This window comes from Devosia sp. MDV22-iso42 (assembly GCF_058629155.1).
On sequence record NZ_JBZVWR010000009.1, the window covers coordinates 104804 to 123324 of the forward strand.

The following is an 18521-nucleotide window of genomic DNA, read 5'->3' on the forward strand; positions in this document are numbered from 1 at the left end:
CCATGACCGATCAGCAAGTCTTTTCCCCGCTCACCCTGCGCGCCAGCGGCCTCAGCTGTGGTCGCAGCGGTCTGGTCCTCAACGAGAATCTGGACTTTTCCCTTACCAGCGGCGAGTGCCTGCTGCTGCGTGGCCCCAACGGCACCGGCAAGACCACGCTGCTGCTGACCCTGGCAGGCATTGTCGCCCCGCTGGCAGGCCGCTTTGCCCTGGAGGAGCCTGGCGATGAGCTGCCGCTGCTGCACTATTGCGGCCACCGCAATGCCATCAAGCCGCGCCTCAGCGTGCTGGAAAATCTCACCTTCTGGGCCGAGCTCAACGGCCCCACCGGCCTGATACCGGGAGCGGCGCTGGCCGAGGTGGGACTGGCCAGACTGGCCGGACTGGACGCCGGCTACCTGTCCGCCGGTCAGGCCCGCCGCCTGGCTCTGGCACGCCTCCTGGTCAGCCTGCGTCCGCTCTGGCTGCTTGACGAACCCACCGCTGCCCTCGACGCGGCCGGACATGGCCTGGTGGCGAGCCTGCTCGACGCGCATCTGGCCAGGGGCGGCCTCGCCATCGCGGCTACCCACGATCCGATCAGCCTGCCTGACCATGGCCCGCCGCGCGTGCTGCAGCTGGAGGCCAATTGGTGAGCGCTTTCATGACCATGCTGGCACGCGAACTGCGGCTGGCCCTGCGCGGGGGCGGCGACATGCTGACGCTGGTGCTGTTCTTTGTCATCGTCGGGGCCATCGTGCCCTTCGCCGTCGGCCCCGACCAGACGCTGCTGGCCGCCATTGCGCCGGGCATTGTCTGGATCGCCGCCTTCCTGGCCATGCTGCTCGGGCTTGAGCGCCTGTTTCGCCCCGATCACGAAGACGGTTCGCTGATCCTGCTGCGCCATGCGCAATTGCCGCTGAGCGCCATTGTTGCGGCAAAATTGCTCGCCCACTGGCTGGTCTCGGCTGTGCCGCTGCTTTTGGCCAGCCCGGTCCTCGCCTTGCTGCTCGCCATGGATCTGGACGCCTTCGGTCGCACCCTGCTGTCGCTGCTGCTGGGAACCCCCGCCTTGGCAGCCTTTGGCGCCATCGGCGCCGCCGTGACCGTGCCGATCCGGCACGGTGGCCTGATCGCCCCGATCCTGATCGCGCCGCTCTCGGTTCCGGTGCTAATCTTCGGCGTCGGCGCCGTCACCTCCCCCCAGTCTTGGTCAGCCACGCTGTTTCTTGCGGCATTGAGCCTCATGGCGGTGGCATTGGCTCCCTTTGTCGCCGCATTTGCGCTAGGAACGGCGGAAGACTAGCGCCAAGCGCCCCATATAGTCCGATGGTTGCCGGAAATTCCCATGCATGATGACACGACACGACGGCAGAACTGGTGGCAACGGATCGCCCATCCGGGGCAGTTCGTCGCCTGGACGACGCCGCTGCTCTGGCCGCTGACCGTACTTACTGCCGCCCTGTTCGCGCTGGGCCTGTGGTTCGCCTTCTTCAATTCGCCGCAGGACTACCAGATGGGCGATACCGTGCGCATCATGTATGTCCACGTCCCCAATGCCTGGCTCAGCCAGTTCGTCTATGCCGTGATGACGGTCTCGGCTTTGGGCACCCTGGTCTGGCGCCATCCCATGGCCGATGTGTCCATGCAGGCTGCCGCCCCGCTGGGTGCGCTGTTTACCGCTTTGGCCCTGTTCACCGGCGCGCTATGGGGCCGCCCGACCTGGGGCACCTTCTGGGAATGGGATGGTCGCATGACCTCGACCCTGGTGCTGCTGTTCATCTATCTGGGCATCATCGCGCTCTGGCGCGCCTTTGACGACCAACTCCGCGCCGCCCGCGTCGTGGCGGTGTTCACCCTGGTGGGGGCCATCAACATTCCCATCATCAAGTTTTCCGTCGACTGGTGGAGCACGCTGCACCAGCCCGCCAGCGTTTTCCGCCCCGATGGCCCGACCATGCCGGGCTCGATCCTGACGCCGCTCTTCGTGATGTTCTTTGCCTTCACCTTCCTGTTCCTGGCGCTGCACCTCAAGGCCATGCATACCGAGGTCAAGCGGCGCCGGGTGATGACGCTGGAGCGCCGGCTGGCACAGGGAGTTCGCCCATGATCGAACTGGGACCCCATGCCGTCTTCATCGTCTGGGCCTATCTTGGTGTCGCCCTGGGCGTTTTCGGCCTGCTGGCCTGGACACTGTTTGACGCCCGCACCACCGCGGCAAGGCTCGCGGCCCTTGAAGCACAGCTACCGCGTCGACCAGACAGGGAGAACGCTGCCTGATGCGCTACATCCTGTTTGGCCTGCCCCTGGTGGCGCTGGTGGCCCTGGTCGCCATCTTTGCCTTCTCCATCAATCGCGACCCCAACCTCGTGCGCTCGGTGCTCATCGACAAGCCGGCCCCGGCCTTTGTTCTGGCAGCGGTGCCCGAACTGGGCGTCCCCGGCTTCGATACCGCCTCCCTCAAGGGCCAGGTCAGTGTGGTCAACGTCTTTGCCAGCTGGTGCATTCCCTGCCGCGACGAACATCCCCTGCTGATGGCGCTGCGAGACACGGCCGATATCCGCCTGCTGGGCATCAACCAGAACGACGCGCCAGAAAATGCCCGCGCCTTCCTGGCCGAACTGGGCAATCCCTACGACGCGGTCGGCGCCGACCGCGACCGCCGCGTGTCGATCGACTGGGGCGTCTATGGCGTGCCGGAAACCTTCGTGGTCGATGCCGATGGCATCATCACCTTCAAGCATGTCGGGCCGTTGACGCCGCAGACGCTGCAGAGCGACCTGTTGCCTGCTATCGCCCGAGCCCGCGACTGAACAGACCATTCAGACTGGGTTCAGCCAGGCCTTGCCATAGTCCTGGCAATGTTCTGGTGTTGAAAGACTGCCATGTTGACTGCGATCCGCTCATTCATCCGCGACGAGGCCGGTGTAACCCCGATTGAATATGGCCTGATCGCCGCCATCATCGTGGTGTTTGCCACGGCCGCGGTGTCTGCCGCCGGCTACACGATCCATGATCTGCTGGGCACAGCGCCGCAGGACTGAGCGCGGCCTAGAAATCGCTCGTCAGCCCCTTGATCTCCCAGTCGCCATAACGCCCCGGCTCAAGACCGCCGCGACCGCCCTGTTCCTTGGGCGCAAAGGCGCCCTTGCCGTCAATCGCCGCGCGTCGCGCCGCGGCCTCGGCGAGCGCGCGCTCGGCCGCAGGTGTCAGGGGCGCACGCGGGGTCTGTTCAGGCGCGCTATCGGACTCGTTCATGGCAGGGACCTTCCCACATTACGTTTTGGTCATGCGCTTGCATGCATCTGCTCGTCACCCAACATAATGGCGCAAGACCTCGAACCCAAGGGCTCCTGATGTTCAATACGTTTCGTACCTTTGTCCTGCTGGCGGCGCTGACAGCCCTGTTCATGACCGTGGGCTATTTCATCGGCGGTACCGGCGGCATGATGATCGCCTTCGGCTTTGCCCTGGTCACCAATCTGTTCGGCTACTGGAACTCGGACAAGCTGGTGCTGCGCATGCAGAATGCCGTGCCGGTGGCGCGCAGTCGCGTGCCTGAGCTCTACGACATGGTCGACATTCTGGCCCGCAAGGCCGGCATCCCGACCCCGGCCGTCTATCTGATCCAGTCCGACCAGCCCAATGCCTTTGCCACTGGCCGCAACCCGCAAAACGCCGCCGTGGCCGTCTCGGCCGGATTGCTGCGTCATCTCGAAACCCGCGAAGTGGCTGCCGTGGTCGCCCATGAGCTGGCCCATATCCGCAACCGCGATACCCTGACCATGACCATCACGGCCACCTTTGCCGGCGCCATCTCGGCCCTGGCGCAGTTCGGCCTGTTCTTCGGTGGCGGCAACAATCGCGACAATCCGCTCGGCGGCGTGGGCGCGTTGCTAATGGTATTTCTGGCGCCCGTTGCCGCCATGCTGGTGCAGATGGCGGTCAGCCGCACCCGTGAATACGAGGCCGACCGGCTTGGCGCCGAGATTGCCAGCGACCCGCTGGCACTGGCCTCGGCGCTCGAAAAAATCGCGGCCCTGGCCGGCCGCGAGGTCAATGTCGCGGCCGAGCGCAACCCAGCCATGGCCCATATGTACATCATCAACCCCCTCTCGGGTCAGCGCATGGACAATCTGTTCTCGACCCACCCGGACACGGCCAATCGTATTGCCGCGCTACGTAAGCTTGCAGCTTCGGGCCATGTGGACGATAAGGGCCGCAGGCCTCAGCCTCGCTTTGCCCCGACCAGTACCGGTCGCGACATTGGCGGCGGCTGGCGCGTGCCGACCGTCGGACGGACCGACGAGGATGGCGGACAACGCGGTCCCTGGGGATAGATGCAAGCGTGGCGTACAAACCTGAACCGGCGGGGCTCAAGCTCCGCCTCGTGGCCGCACAGCGGCTGAAATCTGTGCTGGCGGGCGACAATTTCGTCCCCCTGGGGGCTGCCGAGCTTGCCGACGGCCGCGATCGCGCCCTGGCCAACCGGCTGATCACCACCGCCCTGCGGCGCCATGGCCAACTCAATTTCATGCTGCATGCCTTGCTCGACAAGGGCATGCCCGGCAAGTCCGGCACCTTCGAAGCCGTGCTGCGCCTGAGCCTGGCGCAGCTGGTCTTCCTGCCTGACCTGGGCGCCCACAGCGCCCTGTTCCTGGCCGTCGAAGCCACCAAGCGCGATCCCAAGGCGCGTCACCTGTCGGGCCTGATGAACGCCGTGCTGCGCAATGCCCAGGCCAATTCGGCCAAGTTCGGCATGCTCAGCGATGATCTGCTGATCCCCGAAACCTTTGGCGATACCTGGCTGCAGGCCTATGGCGAAGACGCCATCGATGCCTTTTCCGATGCCCTTCTGGCCGGTGCCGCCCTCGATCTCACACTCAAGCACAATGACGCCGGGCTGATTGATTCGCTGGGCGCCGAGCCCGTCATGGCCGACACCGTGCGCATCGAGCAGCGCGACCGCCCGGTCGAAGCCCTGCCCGGCTTTGCCGAGGGCAGCTGGTGGGTGCAGGACGCCGCTTCCGCCATTCCCGCGCGACTGCTTGGCCTTGAGCCGGGAGCACGCGTGCTTGACCTCTGCGCCGCCCCGGGCGGCAAGACGGCCCAGCTGGTCAAGGCCGGCTATGCCGTCACCGCGCTCGATGCCGATGCCAAGCGCATGGAACGCCTCAAGGAAAACCTGGCGCGCCTCGACTACACCGCCGAAACCATCGTCGGCGATGCCGGCAAGTTTGTCCCGGAAGCACCTTTTCAGGGCGTGCTGCTGGACGCGCCCTGTTCGGCCACGGGCACGTTCCGCCGCCATCCCGAAGTCATCTGGCATCGCTCGGTGGGCGACGTGGCCGGACGTGTGCGCCTGCAGCGCGCCTTGCTGACCAACGCCTTTCGCTGCCTTGATCGGGACGGCGTCCTCATCTATTGCGTGTGTTCGCTTGAGCCGGCCGAGGGAGAGGAACAGGTCGACTGGGCATTGCAGACCTTGTCCGGGATAAGCCTTTGGCCAGTGACCGGCGACGAGATGGCGGGGCTGGAAGCCGCCGTTTCGCCGCGCGGTCTGGTCCGCACTCATCCGGGCATGTTGCCTGGTGGCAAGGCCGGCGGCATGGATGGTTTCTTCGTGGCACGCTTTCGCCGCAGCCAGATAGGATGATCGACGGGCGCTGCGGGGGCAAGGCGCCAAACTAGGGACGTGTCATTGACGGGCAGACATTCAGCGACGCAGGCCATGGCCGCGGCGGACGGCAGCAACACCGTGCGGTCCCGGCTGGGTTTCGCCATGCGGCGCCTGGCCTTCGGCCTGGCTGACACCATCGTGACCCTGCCCATCCTGCGCTGGACCTGGTGGGGCCTGGCCGATGATGCCTTTGCCGGTGAACTGCACGAGTTCCGCCCCGCTGACCGGGAGGCCGTGCGCGACATGATGGCAGGGCGCTATCTGCTGGCCAGCAAGCTGATCGAAACCCATGGCCTGTCGCCCTTTGCCATCCCCGTCAACCATGCCGACTGGTGGTTCAACCTGCATGGCTTTTCCTGGCTGCGCCATTTCCGCGATGTGCAGGATAGCGGCGAGCGCCATTTTGCCCGCACCCTAGTGCTCGACTGGATCGGCCGGGAGGGTCGTTTCGGCCGGGAAACCTGGGCCCCGGCCCTGACCGCCCAGCGCGTGCTCAACTGGTTGCGGCATCTGCCCCTCCTGCTCGATGGCGCAACACCCGAGCAGGCCAGGACCATCCAGCGCGTGCTGGGTGCGCAGATCCAGAGCCTCAAGCTGCGCGGTCGTCTTGCCGCCGACCCCGGCGACGCCCTGTTTGCCGCCATTGCCCTCGTGGGCGCGCAATATTGCGAGCAGGGCGAACGGCCCAATATCGGTCCGCGCCTCGAGCGCCTCAATCGCATTCTGGCCGCCCAGCTCGACACCGATGGTCTACATCGCTCCCGCAACCCCAAGCTGCAATTGCAGCTGCTGGTCGAGCTGGTCAGTGTGCGTCGCGTCGCCGGCCAGCTCAAGTCCGATGCTTCCCTTGAATTGGCGGCCCAGATTGACCGCATGCATGAAAGCCTCGATGCCCTGACCCTGTCGAGCGGCGAGCCGGCCTATTTCAACGGCGGCGGTCATCTGCCCCATGACGTGCTGATCGCCATCCAGGCCAATGCTGCCGGTCATCAGCGACGCTCCAAGCTGTTGGGCGGTTACGGCATTCTGCGCGCCGGCGACGCCGTGGTAATCGCCGATTCCGGCCGCATGCCGCCGCCCGGCTTTGCCGAAAACGCCCATGCCAGCGCCCTGTCGCTCGAATTTTCCCATGGCAGCGAGCTGATCCTGGGCAGTTGTGGGCCTGCCCCGGCCGATCTGGCCGCCAGCAAGGCGCTGTTCCGCCAGGGCATCGCCCATTCCGCCCCCACGATCGACTCCGAAAACGCCCCCCCGACGCCGCCAGCCCAGATGACCCTGGCGCCGGCCGACCAGCTGCTATCCATCACCACGGCCGCCTATGCCCGGCGCTTTGGCGTCGATCTGGAACGCCGCATCACCCTGCTCTCGGGCGGCACGACCCTGGTCGGCCAGGACCGCATGATCGCCCACGGTTCCGCCTCGGGCACCATTGCCGTGCGCTTTCACCTCGCACCGGGCGTGCGACTGCAGCGCAATCGCGACGAGAGCATGGTCCGCCTGCACCTGCCCAATGGCGCCATCTGGAGCTTTCTCTGGGAGGGTGCAGCCTGCCGCGACGAGGAAAGTGTGCGCCAGTCGGCCTATGTCGGCCTGCACAAGACGCGCCAGCTGGTGCTCGAAACCAGGGTTGTCGCCGGCAGCGAAATTGCCTGGATCTTAACCCTCGAACAGCCCTAGCCCTTGACCTGCTCTTGGCGTTCCGGCGGCTTCGTGCTAGCGAGCGCGCCAATTCACCACCAAATAGGGCACACACCTCATGGGCAAGACGGTCAAGGTCGGGCGCGCACTGCTTTCGGTATTCGACAAATCCGGCATGGCCGACTTTGCCAGGGGCCTGAGCGCGGCGGGCGTCGAACTCGTTTCCACCGGCGGCACCCACAAGCTGATCAAGGATGCCGGCCTGCCCGTCCGCGAGATCGCCGACCTCACCGGTTTTCCCGAAATGATGGATGGCCGCGTAAAAACGCTGCACCCCAAGGTACATGGCGGCCTGCTGGCAGTGCGCGACAAGCCCGACCATGCCGCATCCATGGCAGAGCACGCTATCAGTGCCATCGACCTGGTCGCGGTCAATCTCTACCCCTTCGAAAAGACCGTCGCCTCGGGCGCCAGCTATGACGAGATCATCGAGAATATCGATATCGGTGGTCCGGCCATGGTCCGCTCGGCGGCCAAGAACCACGCCTTCGTGACGGTTGTCGTCGATCCGGCCGACTATCCCGCCATCCTGGCCGCCATCGCCGAGACCGGCGGCGTGCCCTATCCCCTGCGACAGCAGCTGGCCGCCAAGGCCTATGCCCGGACGGCCGCCTATGACAGCGCCATTTCGACCTGGTTCGCCAGGGCCATTGATTACCCCGAAATTCCCTATCGCAGCTTCGCAGGTACCCTGCGCGAAGTCATGCGCTATGGCGAAAACCCCCATCAATGGGCTGGCTTCTACGCCAATGGCGATACGCGCCCAGGTGTCGCCACCGCCACCCAGGTACAGGGCAAGACGTTGAGCTACAACAATATCAATGACACCGACGCGGCCTTCGAGCTCGTCAGCGAGTTCGATGCCAGCGACGTTGCCGCCGTCGCCATCATCAAGCACGCCAATCCCTGTGGTGTCGGCGTGGCCGGCGACCTGCTGACCGCCTATCAGAACGCCCTGCGCACCGATCCGGTCTCCGCCTTTGGCGGCATTGTCGCCACCAACCGCGAGATTGACGCGGCCACCGCCACCGAAATCGTCAAGGTGTTTACCGAAGTGATCGTGGCGCCGTCGGCGACCCAGGAAGCCCAGGACATCATCGCCGCCAAGAAGAACCTGCGTCTGCTGCTGACCGGTGGCCTGGCCGACCCCAAGGCCGACGGCCTGATGGTCAAGTCGGTGGCCGGGGGCCTGCTGGTGCAGTCGCGCGACAACCGCAATGTCGACGATTGCGAGCTCAGGATCGTGACCAGGCGCCAGCCCACGGCGGCAGAGATGACCGACCTGCGTCTGGCCGCCAAGGTCGCCAAGCACGTCAAGTCCAACGCCATCGTCTATGTCAAGGACGGTGCCACCGTCGGCATCGGCGCCGGCCAGATGTCCAGGGTCGATTCCGCCCTCACCGCCCATCGCAAATCCATCGACGCGGCGCGGGCTGCCGGTCTCGAGGGTGCGCTGACCATGGGCTCTGTAGCTGCTTCGGATGCCTTCTTTCCCTTCGCCGACGGGCTGGAGGCCCTGGTGGCCGCCGGCGCGACCGCCGTCATCCAGCCGGGTGGCTCGATGCGCGATGATGAGGTCATTGCCGCCGCCGATGCCGCCGGCATTGCGATGGTGATGACCGGCATGCGCCACTTCCGCCACTAGGGACGACTGCAACATTACCAAACCGTAATTAGATATGTCCGCGGAAGGTAATGGTTTCTTGAGAATGGCATGACAGATTGCCCGGGCCGCGTTTAAGGCGCGACCCAGAGGCTTTCGATGCGGCTTACCATTCCTTCAGATCTGTCGGCATTGCTCCATGCTGGCCTGTGGCGCGTTATCGGGTCACTGGGTATCAAGGTCGCGACCGCGGGTCTGACCTACCTGACCTATGTCGTGCTCTCGCGCACCATGACGGTGCCGGAATATGGCCATTTTGCCTTTGGCCTGGCTTTGGCCACGGTCCTCGCCATTGCCGCCGGTGTTGGCCAGCCCACCGCCATTCTACGCCTCTGGTCGCAGGAGACGGTGGCCGGCAACCGGGCCGCGGCCACCGCGGCAGTGCAGGCCGGCTCCATGCTCACCATCCTGTCTGGCCTGACCATCGCGCTGGTCCTGTGTCTGGTGGTGTTTCTGTGGGTGCTCCTGCTGCCCCTGCAGGATACGGCCAACCATTTTTATGGCGCCGCCTTCCTGATTCTCCCCATGGCGCTGGCGGAATACAATTCCTCGGCCCTGCGGGCCCAAGGCTCGCTCTGGACCGCCCTGGTGCCGCGCGACATTCTCTGGCGCATCGCCCTGCCCGCCGTGGTTATCGGCCTGTTCAGCGTCGGTATCGTGCTCAGCGGCCCCGACGCGCTTGTGCTCTCCGCCGCGCTGCTGTCGGGCATGCTGGCACTGCAGTTTTGGGGCGCCATCACCCGCCGCTACGTGTTGAGCCCCGTGGTGGGTGTCGTTGGGCCCTACTGGCAGCGCTGGGGCGGCCTCAGCCGCTGGTTCCTGCTCGGCACCCTGATCGAGACGGTCGCTCTCAATGCCGACGTGGTGCTCGTCGGCTTGATGCTCAACCTGGAAAGCTCGGGCCTCTACTTCAACGCCTTCCGCACGGCCGGCCTCATGACGCTGTTCACCTTCGCCATCGAGCTGGTGATCGCGCCGATGATCGCCCAGCATTTCCACGCCGGCGAGATGCGCAAGGCCCAGGCTATTGCGGCCATGGCCTCGCTGGCTGGCTTTGTCTTTTCCCTGCTGGTCTTCGTCGCCTTCTTTGGCTGGGGGGGATGGATCCTGAACCTGTTCGGACCCGCCTATGCCGAAGGCTGGCTGGTGCTGGTGCTGCTGGCCCTCGGGCTGCTGTTTGACGCCGCCACCGGCCCCTCCAAGATCGTCATGATGATGACCGGGCATGAACGCGCCTATGCCATGATATTCGGCGGCATCATGGGCGCCGGCCTGATCGTGCAGATCCTGATCATTCCCACCTATGGGGTGATCGGCGCGGCCGCGGCCAATATGGGCGCCCGTATTCTCGCCCAGCTGTCGATCGCCCTGTGGTGTCGGCTGCGCATCGGCCTCGATACCAGCGTGCTCGGTGTTCTTGCGGTCAGGGGCATCCAGGACCGTCTGCCGCAGTAACTCAAGCGTACCCGCGAGTACGGTAATGCTTGACCCTTCTGCCACTCCGGCTTAGAACCACTCCAAACTTTCCCTGCCGGAATACCGCTATGACCAAGGCCCGTACGCTCTACGACAAGATCTGGGACGACCATCTGGTGCAGAACAACGAGGATGGTACCTCGTTGCTTTATATCGACCGGCACCTGGTGCACGAAGTCACGAGCCCGCAGGCCTTCGAGGGCCTGCGGCTGAACAACCGCAAGGTGCGCCACCCCGAGCGGACCCTGGCCGTGGTGGACCACAACGTCCCCACCACCGACCGCTCGCTGCCCAATCCGGACCCTGAAAGCGCCATCCAGATTGCCACCCTGGCCGAGAATACCGCCGATTTCGGCATCGAGTATTTTGACCCCTTCGACAAGCGGCAGGGCATCGTCCACATCGTCGGGCCCGAACAGGGTTTCACCCTGCCCGGCATGACCATCGTCTGTGGCGACAGCCACACCTCCACCCATGGCGCCTTTGGCGCGCTGGCCCACGGCATCGGCACCTCCGAGGTCGAGCACGTGCTCGCGACCCAGACGCTGATCCAGCAGAAGGCCAAGAACATGCTCGTGCGGGTGGACGGCAAGCTGCCGCCCCATGTCACCGCCAAGGACATCATCCTGGCCATTATCGGGGAAATCGGCACGGCCGGCGGCAATGGCCATGTCATCGAATTTGCCGGCGAGGCCATCCAGGCCCTCTCCATGGAAGGCCGCATGACGGTCTGCAACATGACCATCGAGGGCGGCGCCCGCGCCGGCCTCATCGCCCCCGACCAGACCACCTATGACTACGTCAAGGGCCGCAACCGTGCCCCCACCGGCCAGGCCTGGGACATGGCGCTCGACTACTGGAAGACGCTCTATACCGATGAAGGCGCGGTCTATGACAAGGTCGTGGTGCTCGACGCCGCCAACCTGCCGCCCATCGTGTCCTGGGGTTCATCGCCCGAAGACGTGATCTCGGTAACCGGCGCGGTGCCCGACCCCGATGCAATCGATGATGAAAACAAGCGCGCCTCCAAGTGGCGGGCGCTGGACTATATGGGCCTCAAGCCCGGCACGCCGATCACCGAGATCGGTGTCGACCGCGTCTTCATCGGCTCCTGCACCAATGGCCGCATCGAGGACCTGCGCGCTGCCGCAGCCGTGATCGGCGGCCGCAAGGTGGCCGCCACCGTCAGCGCCATGGTCGTGCCGGGCTCCGGGCTGGTCAAGGACCAGGCCGAAGCCGAGGGCCTCGACGTCATCTTCAAGAATGCCGGCTTTGAATGGCGCGAGCCGGGCTGCTCGATGTGCCTGGCCATGAACCCGGACAAGCTCAAGCCGCAGGAACGTTGCGCCTCGACATCCAACCGCAACTTCGAGGGCCGTCAGGGCTTCAAGGGGCGTACCCACCTGGTCTCTCCCGCCATGGCGGCGGCGGCTGCCATTGCCGGCCACTTCGTCGACATCCGCGAGTGGCAGTGAGCGAGTTCGACTGGGGCGCGCGCTTCGCGCCCACCCTCGACGACATTGAGGCCCTGGCCAGCCGCACGCTGGCGGGCCTGCCCGAGCCGTTCAAGTCGCTCGCCGCCGATGTGACCTGCACCGTCGCCGACTATGCCGAGGACGACGTGCTGGAAGGCTTCGGCATGGAGAGCCCCTTCGAACTGATGGGGCTGTTTTCCGGCGTCGGCCTCACCGAGGACGGCGCCATGCCGCAGACCGGCCAATTGCCCAATACGGTTTTCCTCTACCGCCGCGCCATTCTCGATTACTGGGCCGAGAACGATGACAACACGCTCGGCGACGTTGTTGCTCACGTGCTGATCCACGAACTCGGCCACCATTTTGGCTTGTCTGACAGTGACATGGAAGCCATCGAGGCCGCAGCCGACGCCTCCTGATACCCGGACGTTGCTTGCAATTGATTCAATACTGCATCAAGTCAGCGCGCCCGTTGTTAAGGTAAATATAAAGTAAAGATTGGGATTCCTGTCAATTTGGCTATTACATCACATTAACGTCTGCATGACCCAGATCGGGCCGGCAGATTCAACGATAATGTGGGAAGACCAAATGACCACCCGAGCCAAGATGAACCTGAAGATCGTCCAGCCTGAAATCGAGCAGATGGAAGCCGTGATGCAGGAAGCCGCAAAGCAGACCGCACCCATGGTGCAGCGATTGGCCGCTCACCGCGACCGCATCGACCTGGCCGTCAAGGAACTCGAGAGCGAGCGCTTCGAGCTGCTGTCGCGCCGCGACCTCGTCCGTCGCCAGGCCGAAGCCGTCGAGCAGGGCCTGTCCATGCACATCGCGGACATTGAAGCCACGATGCGCCTGTATGAAGCCGGCCTGAACTCGCTCGCGACGCCTGAGTGAGCCGCCTGACCCCTCTGGAGGCGGCTTCACGCCGCGAGCCGAGCCTGCCTGCTAAAGCCTGATTTGATCTCTGACCAATATCTAGACTTTTTCGACAAACTCGAATTCGGCCTCGCTGCCTCCAGACGGATCATCCGACACCCGCAGGGCAAGATTGTTGGCGTCCAGCGCGTCAAACCATTCGTCCCAGCTGACCAGGTCAAAGCCACCGATCCGGTCCGGACCCTGATTGCCATCGGTATTGATTTCATACTGCCCAAAGGTCAGTTGCAGCAGCGTCCGCGTACCGGTCCCCTCGGGGGTTTCCATCAGCATTGGATTGCCACCCCGCGCTGCGGCCCATTCGCGGATCTCTTCTCGGTCGGTCAGAATCTTGGCCATGGCATGCACTCCTGCTGTAAAACCTATCCGGACAAGCCGTCCGCATCGGGTATGGTTCCGCGACAATTCCCAATCCGGGCATTGCCTGCTAAGAGCACCTTAGACCGCCCGGAGCCGCTATGACCACCCAGAACAGCAATCGCATCCTGCTCGGCCAGATCGGCGCCGCCCATGGCATCAAGGGCGCCGTCCGCATCGCCGCCCATACCCAGGACCCGCTGGCCATTGGCGCCTATGGTCCGCTCGACACCGACCGGCCAGGCCTTGTCATCACCATCGACAAGCTGCGCCTGCACAAGAATGTGGTCGTTGCTCACATCAAGGGCATTGCCGATCGCGACGCCGCCGAAAAGCTCAATGGCGTCAGCCTGTTTGTCGATCGCGACCGGCTGCCCGAACCGGAAGACGAGGACGATTTCTACCATGCCGACCTGATCGGTCTTGAGGCGCGGCTGCAATCGGGTCAGATCATCGGCCAGGTCTCCGCCCTGCCCAATTTCGGCGCCGGCGACCTGATCGAGATCCGCGACCCCCAGAGCGGCGACACCTATCTCTATCCATTCACCCGCGCGGTGGTGCCGGCCATCCGCATTGCCGAAGGCTACCTAGTCATCGAAGTGCCGCTCGAAGCCCCAGAGGGCGAGGAAGAGCCAGATTGAGCTTCTCGGCCTCAATCATCACGCTTTTTCCCGAGCTGTTTCCCGGCCCGCTGGGCGCCTCCGTGCTGGGCCGCGGCCTGGCGGACGGCCTGTGGGCGCTCAACGCCGTGCAATTGCGCAGCTTTGCCACTGATCGCCACCACACCGTCGATGATACCCCATCGGGTGGCGGCGCCGGCATGGTGCTCAAGCCCGACATCCTGGCCCGCGCCATCGACAGCGTGTCACCCCAGGGCGACCACCGCCCACGCATCCTGATGTCGCCGCGCGGCACCCCCCTGACCCAGCAGCGCGCCCGCCAGCTGGCTTTGGGGCCGGGCGCCGTGATCGTATGCGGCCGCTTCGAGGGTATCGACCAGCGGGTCATCGACGCCCGCGGGCTCGAGGAAATTTCGATCGGCGACTATGTGCTGGCCGGCGGCGAAGTCGCCGCCATGGTGCTGCTGGAGGCCGTTGTGCGCCTCATCCCGGGCGTGCTGGGCGGGGCTGACAGCCATGCCGACGAGAGCTTTGAAAACGGCCAGCTCGAATATCCGCAATATACCAGGCCGCAATCCTTCGAGGGTCTCGACATTCCCCCGGTGCTGACATCAGGCGATCACGGCAAGATCGCCAAGTGGCGCGCCGAGCAGAGCCTGGCTCTGACAGAGGCGCGCCGTCCCGATCTTCTGGCGCGCAAGCCACAAAGCACCATCAAACGCTAGACTCTTCGCCCCTTTTCCCCTATAGCCGCGCCACTATCCGCGTGTCGGGCTAATCGGACCTGCCGCGCACCAATAAAAAGACGACCCAACTCCGTTACCAACCAAGACCGGGCGATCGGACCGCAAGGCTCGAATAAACGCTCCTTTGAAAAGATTCAGAACGGAATCGACATGTCCAGCATCATCGAACAGCTCGAAGCCGAGCAGATGGCAGCGGTCGCCGCCAAGCGCACGCTTCCCGAATTTACCCACGGCGACACCGTCAAGGTGTGGGTCCGCATCACCGAAGGCACCAAGGAGCGTCTGCAGGCCTATGAAGGCATTGTGATCGCTTTCAACGGCGGCGGCGTGATGGAATCCTTCACCGTGCGCAAGATCTCCTATGGCGAAGGCGTCGAGCGCGTCTTCCCGCTCTATTCGCCCAACGTGGCGTCGGTGGAAGTGCTCAAGCGCGGCAAGGTCCGTCGCGCCAAGCTGTACTACCTGCGCGATCGTCGCGGCAAATCTGCCCGTATTTTCGAATCGACCAATTCGCGCACCAAGAAGATCGAAGCCACCGAACGCACCGCCGCCGTGGCGGCCAAGGAAGCCCGCGAGGCCGAGAAGGTCGCAGCTGCCCAGGCTTTCGCCGCTGAGCAGGCTGCCAAGGAAGCCGAAGCCGCAGCAGCTGCAAAGGCCGCCGAACAGGCCGCCGCTGCCGAGGCTGAAGCCGCCAGCGCCGAGCCAAAGGCTGAATAATCTGGCCTAAGCCAGCCGCTCCCACCGGAGCGATCACGATCAGAGCCCGGCCCCGCAAGGCGCCGGGCTTTTTCCTGCGCCCTGTCACCGATTCACGTGAAACCCTCCACCGCGACACCGCCATTTCCGGCTTTACCTCGCCTTGCGCCTCCGCGATAAGAGGGGCCCGCAAGCGCAAAGGCCCGTCATGACCGTCTCCATCGTCACCTGGAACATCAATTCGGTACGCCTGCGCCTGCCCATGGTGCTCGATTTCATCGCCCAGTATCACCCCGATGTGCTGATGCTGCAGGAGATCAAGTGCACCAATGACCAGTTCCCGGCCAAGGCCTTTGCCGAGGCCGGCTATCCGCACCAGGCGGTGCATGGTCAGAAGGGCTATCACGGCGTCGCCATCGTCTCGAAATTCCCCCTGACCGATGTCTCGAGCCGCGTGTTCTGCGACATTCCCGAATCGCGCCACGTCTCCGCCCTGACCGATTTCGGCCATGGACCGGTCACGCTGCACGACTTCTATATCCCCGCCGGTGGCGATGAGCCCGACCCGGCCATCAACCCCAAGTTCAGGCACAAGCTGGGCTTTCTGAGCGAGCTGACCAGCTGGTTCAACGAGCCCATCTTCCAGCGGGGCCATCTGATCGCCGGCGATTTCAACATCGCGCCGCATGAAAACGACGTCTGGAGTCACAAGCAGCTGCTCAAGATCGTCAGCCATACCCCGGTCGAAACCGAGGCGCTGGACGCCCTGCTCAATGGCGGCCATGGCTGGATCGATCTGGTGCGCAAGCATGTGCCCTACGACCAGAAACTCTATTCCTGGTGGAGCTATCGCAGCGCTGATTGGGAACTGGCCAATAAGGGTCGTCGGCTCGACCACATCTGGTCGACCGCCGATATTGCGGCGCACTGCATCGGCGCCGAAATCATCAAGCCGGCTCGCGGCTGGACTGACAAGCCGAGCGACCACGTGCCCGTCATTGCCCGCTTCGCCGGCGTCTAGCTCTCGCCAGCCCGCATGCGGCGGCCCACCGGCTCCAGCGCCCCCAGATAATTGCCCAGATCGCGCTCGATCCGCGCGACGGCGCGCTGCGCCAGTTCAGGCGACTGTTGCAGCAGCTTGAGAAAGGCCTGGCGCGGTACGAACAGGGTCTCGCAATCGGTCACCGCCGTGAATGTCACCTGGCGGGGCTTGTCCAGAATCAGCGCCATGGACGACACCACGCTGCCCGGCTCGGAGATCGCATAGGGCTTGCTGGCGCCCTTTCCCTCGGGCTTGGCCTTGAGCGTACCCGAGATCAGCACATGGGCACCCTGCGGCACGCTGCCGGCCTGGTAGAGCACCGCATCGGCGTCGAAATGCCGGCGTTCACCGGCAAACGCCAACATGCGGCGCTGCTCATCGTCGCAGATATCGAAAAATTCGGCTTGCGCCAGTGCGGCGGCCGCCTCGTCCCTGATCATGAGCCCCGTTCCGGATGCACTTTGGCCCTGTCGCAGCAAAGCCATGCCATCCTATAGGGCATTTGACGCGCATTTATACCCGATTTTGTGTTTCCGGGCCGCCGTCCACGGCTTTCACGGCACCAGGCGGTATCCACCCTCCTGAGTCACCAACAGGCGGGCATTGGAGGGGTCGCGTTCGATCTTCTGGCGCAGGCGGTAGATATGGGTTTCCAGCGTATGGGTGGTCACCCGATTGTTGTAACCCCAGACTTCCTTGAGCAGGATATCGCGGGAAATCGTCTTGGGACCCTGGCGATAGAGGTATTTCAGGATCGAGGTTTCCTTGTCGGTCAGCCGCACCTTGATGCCGTCATTGGTCTCGAGCATCTTGACCGATGGCTGGAAACTATAGGGCCCGATGGTGAACACCACATCTTCGCTCTGATCATGCTGGCGCAGTGCCGCATTGATGCGTGCCAGCAGGACGGGAAAGCGGAACGGCTTGGTGAGATAGTCATTGGCGCCCGAATCAAGGCCCAGGATCTGGTCGGCATCGCTGTCATGGCCGGTCAGCATCAGGATGGGGCTGTTATAGCCCTCGGCACGGAGCTGTTTGACGGCCTCGCGACCATCCATATCGGGCAGGCCGACATCGAGAATAGTCAGGTCGATATTGTTTTCGCGCGTCGACTTGAGGGCATCATGGGCCGTGCCCGCCTGAAGAATTTCAAACTCGGGGTGCACTTCGAGCTGCTCGACCAAGGTCTGGCGCAGGTCTGCATCATCGTCCACCAGCAGGATGCGTCGCTTGTTCATTGTTTTCTCCGGTCTTTTCGCATCGACCCGGCCTTGGGCCACACTATTGCAACCAGTTTTTGACCAGCCAATCACAACGGCGTTATACGGAGCAACAACGACGTCCTGCCCCCAGAAGTTGCAGCCATTCCTTCCTGCAATGACTATTTTCCGGTGTGGCGCTTAAGCGGCGGGTGGACGACCGCCGAACAGGGCGGAGCCGAGCCGCACATGGCTTGCCCCCATGCCGATGGCAATTTCGAAGTCGCCGCTCATCCCCATCGATAGTGAGCCCACCCCCGCATCGCGCCCCAGCGCCACCATTTGGGCAAAGTACGGACCCGGGGGCACACCGTCAGGCGGAATGCACATGAGCCCGACAACATTGAGCCCATGCGTGCTGCGGCAGCGCACCACAAAATCCACCGTCTCATCCGGCGCGATGCCGGCTTTTTGCGGCTCCAGCCCGATATTGACCTGCACGAAGCACGGCAATTGCCGCCCGGCTTTGGCCATCTCCTCGGCCAGGACCCCGGCCAGCCGGTCGCGGTCGAGAGTCTCGATCACGTCAAACAGCGCCACCGCTTCGCGTGCCTTGTTGGTCTGCAGCGGCCCGATCAGATGCAGTTGCACATCGGGATAGCGCTCCCGCAGCGCCGGCCACTTCTCCTTGGCCTCCTGCACCCGGTTCTCCCCGAAGACGCGCTGGCCCGCCCTGAGGAACGGCTCGATCGCCTCTGCAGGAAAGGTCTTGGATACGGCCACCAGGGTCACCGTTTCAGATGGCGGGCCAAAGCGCTGCTGCGCCCGGATGATGCGTTCGCGGACGGCGGCGAGTTTGTCGGCGGCACTGACATCCATGCTTTCGCCCTGTTCCTGTTGACCTAGCTTGGTATTTCTGGTGATGGTCCGGTAGACAAAATCCCCCATAAA

The 18521-nt window shown here is 64.2% G+C and carries 23 protein-coding genes; 18 read left to right on the forward strand and 5 right to left on the reverse strand.

All coding sequences use genetic code 11. From position 1 onward, the window contains the following. Positions 1-2: 2 nt before the first annotated feature. The 6 genes from ccmA to AC4NN3_RS10445 all read left to right on the forward strand — a co-directional run bounded on the left by ccmA (position 3) and on the right by AC4NN3_RS10445 (position 3023). Positions 3-635 carry a heme ABC exporter ATP-binding protein CcmA gene (gene ccmA, locus AC4NN3_RS10420; RefSeq protein ID WP_491927033.1) on the forward strand — a complete coding sequence of 211 codons (633 nt, stop codon included), beginning with the start codon at positions 3-5 and terminating at the stop codon, positions 633-635. Continuing rightward, complete coding sequence (gene ccmB, locus AC4NN3_RS10425; RefSeq protein WP_491927034.1) at positions 632-1285, forward strand: heme exporter protein CcmB; 654 nt, start codon at positions 632-634, stop codon at positions 1283-1285. The genes ccmA and ccmB overlap by 4 nt, the downstream gene beginning before the upstream one ends. Positions 1286-1327: 42 nt before the next feature. Beyond that, positions 1328-2089: a heme ABC transporter permease gene (locus tag AC4NN3_RS10430; RefSeq protein ID WP_491927035.1), complete on the forward strand. Its 762-nt coding sequence runs from the start codon at positions 1328-1330 to the stop codon at positions 2087-2089. After that, the gene (gene ccmD, locus AC4NN3_RS10435) at positions 2086-2259 is read left to right on the forward strand and encodes a heme exporter protein CcmD (RefSeq protein WP_491927036.1); all 174 of its coding nucleotides are present in this window, start codon (positions 2086-2088) and stop codon (positions 2257-2259) included. Before AC4NN3_RS10430 ends, ccmD begins: the two co-directional genes overlap by 4 nt. Further along, positions 2259-2792 (forward strand): DsbE family thiol:disulfide interchange protein, encoded by a 534-nt coding sequence (locus tag AC4NN3_RS10440; protein WP_491927037.1) that lies wholly within the window; start codon positions 2259-2261, stop codon positions 2790-2792. The genes ccmD and AC4NN3_RS10440 overlap by 1 nt, the downstream gene beginning before the upstream one ends. Positions 2793-2864: 72 nt before the next feature. Continuing rightward, positions 2865-3023, forward strand: coding sequence for a Flp family type IVb pilin (locus tag AC4NN3_RS10445; RefSeq protein ID WP_491927038.1), 159 nt, complete (start codon positions 2865-2867; stop codon positions 3021-3023). 7 nt (positions 3024-3030) lie between these two features. Here AC4NN3_RS10445 and AC4NN3_RS10450 read toward each other — a convergent pair whose 3' ends face one another. Next, positions 3031-3237: a DUF1674 domain-containing protein gene (locus AC4NN3_RS10450; protein WP_193337754.1), complete on the reverse strand. Its 207-nt coding sequence runs from the start codon at positions 3235-3237 to the stop codon at positions 3031-3033. A 98-nt stretch (positions 3238-3335) separates the two neighbouring features. On the opposite strand from AC4NN3_RS10450, the gene htpX reads away from it, so the two are divergent. From htpX to AC4NN3_RS10490, 8 genes are all read left to right on the forward strand, one after another. Then, complete coding sequence (gene htpX, locus AC4NN3_RS10455; RefSeq protein ID WP_491927039.1) at positions 3336-4319, forward strand: zinc metalloprotease HtpX; 984 nt, start codon at positions 3336-3338, stop codon at positions 4317-4319. An 8-nt stretch (positions 4320-4327) separates the two neighbouring features. Continuing rightward, the gene (locus tag AC4NN3_RS10460; RefSeq protein ID WP_491927040.1) at positions 4328-5635 is read left to right on the forward strand and encodes an RsmB/NOP family class I SAM-dependent RNA methyltransferase; all 1308 of its coding nucleotides are present in this window, start codon (positions 4328-4330) and stop codon (positions 5633-5635) included. A gap of 45 nt (positions 5636-5680) precedes the next feature. Then, on the forward strand, positions 5681-7336 hold the full coding sequence (locus AC4NN3_RS10465) for a heparinase II/III family protein (protein ID WP_491927041.1): 1656 nt from the start codon (positions 5681-5683) through the stop codon (positions 7334-7336). Positions 7337-7415: 79 nt separating this feature from the next. Further along, entirely contained in the window at positions 7416-9002 is a 1587-nt protein-coding gene (purH, locus tag AC4NN3_RS10470) for a bifunctional phosphoribosylaminoimidazolecarboxamide formyltransferase/IMP cyclohydrolase (RefSeq protein WP_491927042.1), read from the forward strand. Between the two features lie 117 nt (positions 9003-9119). Further along, positions 9120-10475, forward strand: a complete 1356-nt coding sequence (locus tag AC4NN3_RS10475) for a lipopolysaccharide biosynthesis protein (RefSeq protein WP_491927043.1) — start codon at positions 9120-9122, stop codon at positions 10473-10475. An 89-nt stretch (positions 10476-10564) separates the two neighbouring features. Continuing rightward, positions 10565-11971 carry a 3-isopropylmalate dehydratase large subunit gene (leuC, locus tag AC4NN3_RS10480; protein WP_491927044.1) on the forward strand — a complete coding sequence of 469 codons (1407 nt, stop codon included), beginning with the start codon at positions 10565-10567 and terminating at the stop codon, positions 11969-11971. Continuing rightward, on the forward strand, positions 11962-12390 hold the full coding sequence (locus AC4NN3_RS10485; RefSeq protein ID WP_491927045.1) for a metallopeptidase family protein: 429 nt from the start codon (positions 11962-11964) through the stop codon (positions 12388-12390). The genes leuC and AC4NN3_RS10485 overlap by 10 nt, the downstream gene beginning before the upstream one ends. A gap of 172 nt (positions 12391-12562) precedes the next feature. After that, positions 12563-12868 carry a hypothetical protein gene (locus AC4NN3_RS10490; protein ID WP_193337746.1) on the forward strand — a complete coding sequence of 102 codons (306 nt, stop codon included), beginning with the start codon at positions 12563-12565 and terminating at the stop codon, positions 12866-12868. A gap of 81 nt (positions 12869-12949) precedes the next feature. On the opposite strand, the gene AC4NN3_RS10495 is transcribed toward AC4NN3_RS10490, so the two are convergent. Beyond that, complete coding sequence (locus AC4NN3_RS10495; protein WP_193337745.1) at positions 12950-13249, reverse strand: hypothetical protein; 300 nt, start codon at positions 13247-13249, stop codon at positions 12950-12952. Positions 13250-13368: 119 nt separating this feature from the next. Here AC4NN3_RS10495 and rimM point away from each other — a divergent pair, with 119 nt between their 5' ends. The 4 genes from rimM to AC4NN3_RS10515 all read left to right on the forward strand — a co-directional run bounded on the left by rimM (position 13369) and on the right by AC4NN3_RS10515 (position 16350). After that, positions 13369-13908, forward strand: coding sequence for a ribosome maturation factor RimM (gene rimM / locus AC4NN3_RS10500; RefSeq protein WP_491927046.1), 540 nt, complete (start codon positions 13369-13371; stop codon positions 13906-13908). Next, positions 13905-14612 carry a tRNA (guanosine(37)-N1)-methyltransferase TrmD gene (gene trmD / locus AC4NN3_RS10505; RefSeq protein WP_491927047.1) on the forward strand — a complete coding sequence of 236 codons (708 nt, stop codon included), beginning with the start codon at positions 13905-13907 and terminating at the stop codon, positions 14610-14612. Before rimM ends, trmD begins: the two co-directional genes overlap by 4 nt. A gap of 171 nt (positions 14613-14783) precedes the next feature. Beyond that, positions 14784-15350 carry a 50S ribosomal protein L19 gene (gene rplS / locus AC4NN3_RS10510; protein WP_491927048.1) on the forward strand — a complete coding sequence of 189 codons (567 nt, stop codon included), beginning with the start codon at positions 14784-14786 and terminating at the stop codon, positions 15348-15350. Positions 15351-15537: 187 nt separating this feature from the next. Continuing rightward, a complete protein-coding gene (locus tag AC4NN3_RS10515) occupies positions 15538-16350 on the forward strand; it encodes an exodeoxyribonuclease III (RefSeq protein ID WP_491927049.1) in 813 nt (270 codons plus the stop codon). Here AC4NN3_RS10515 and AC4NN3_RS10520 read toward each other — a convergent pair. From AC4NN3_RS10520 to AC4NN3_RS10530, 3 genes are all read right to left on the reverse strand, one after another. After that, positions 16347-16811, reverse strand: a complete 465-nt coding sequence (locus AC4NN3_RS10520; protein ID WP_491927050.1) for a Crp/Fnr family transcriptional regulator — start codon at positions 16809-16811, stop codon at positions 16347-16349. The genes AC4NN3_RS10515 and AC4NN3_RS10520 overlap by 4 nt on opposite strands. A 114-nt stretch (positions 16812-16925) precedes the next feature. Beyond that, the gene (locus AC4NN3_RS10525) at positions 16926-17609 is read right to left on the reverse strand and encodes a response regulator transcription factor (RefSeq protein WP_491927051.1); all 684 of its coding nucleotides are present in this window, start codon (positions 17607-17609) and stop codon (positions 16926-16928) included. 162 nt (positions 17610-17771) lie between these two features. Then, the gene (locus tag AC4NN3_RS10530; RefSeq protein ID WP_491927052.1) at positions 17772-18449 is read right to left on the reverse strand and encodes a YggS family pyridoxal phosphate-dependent enzyme; all 678 of its coding nucleotides are present in this window, start codon (positions 18447-18449) and stop codon (positions 17772-17774) included. Positions 18450-18521: the final 72 nt, after the last annotated feature.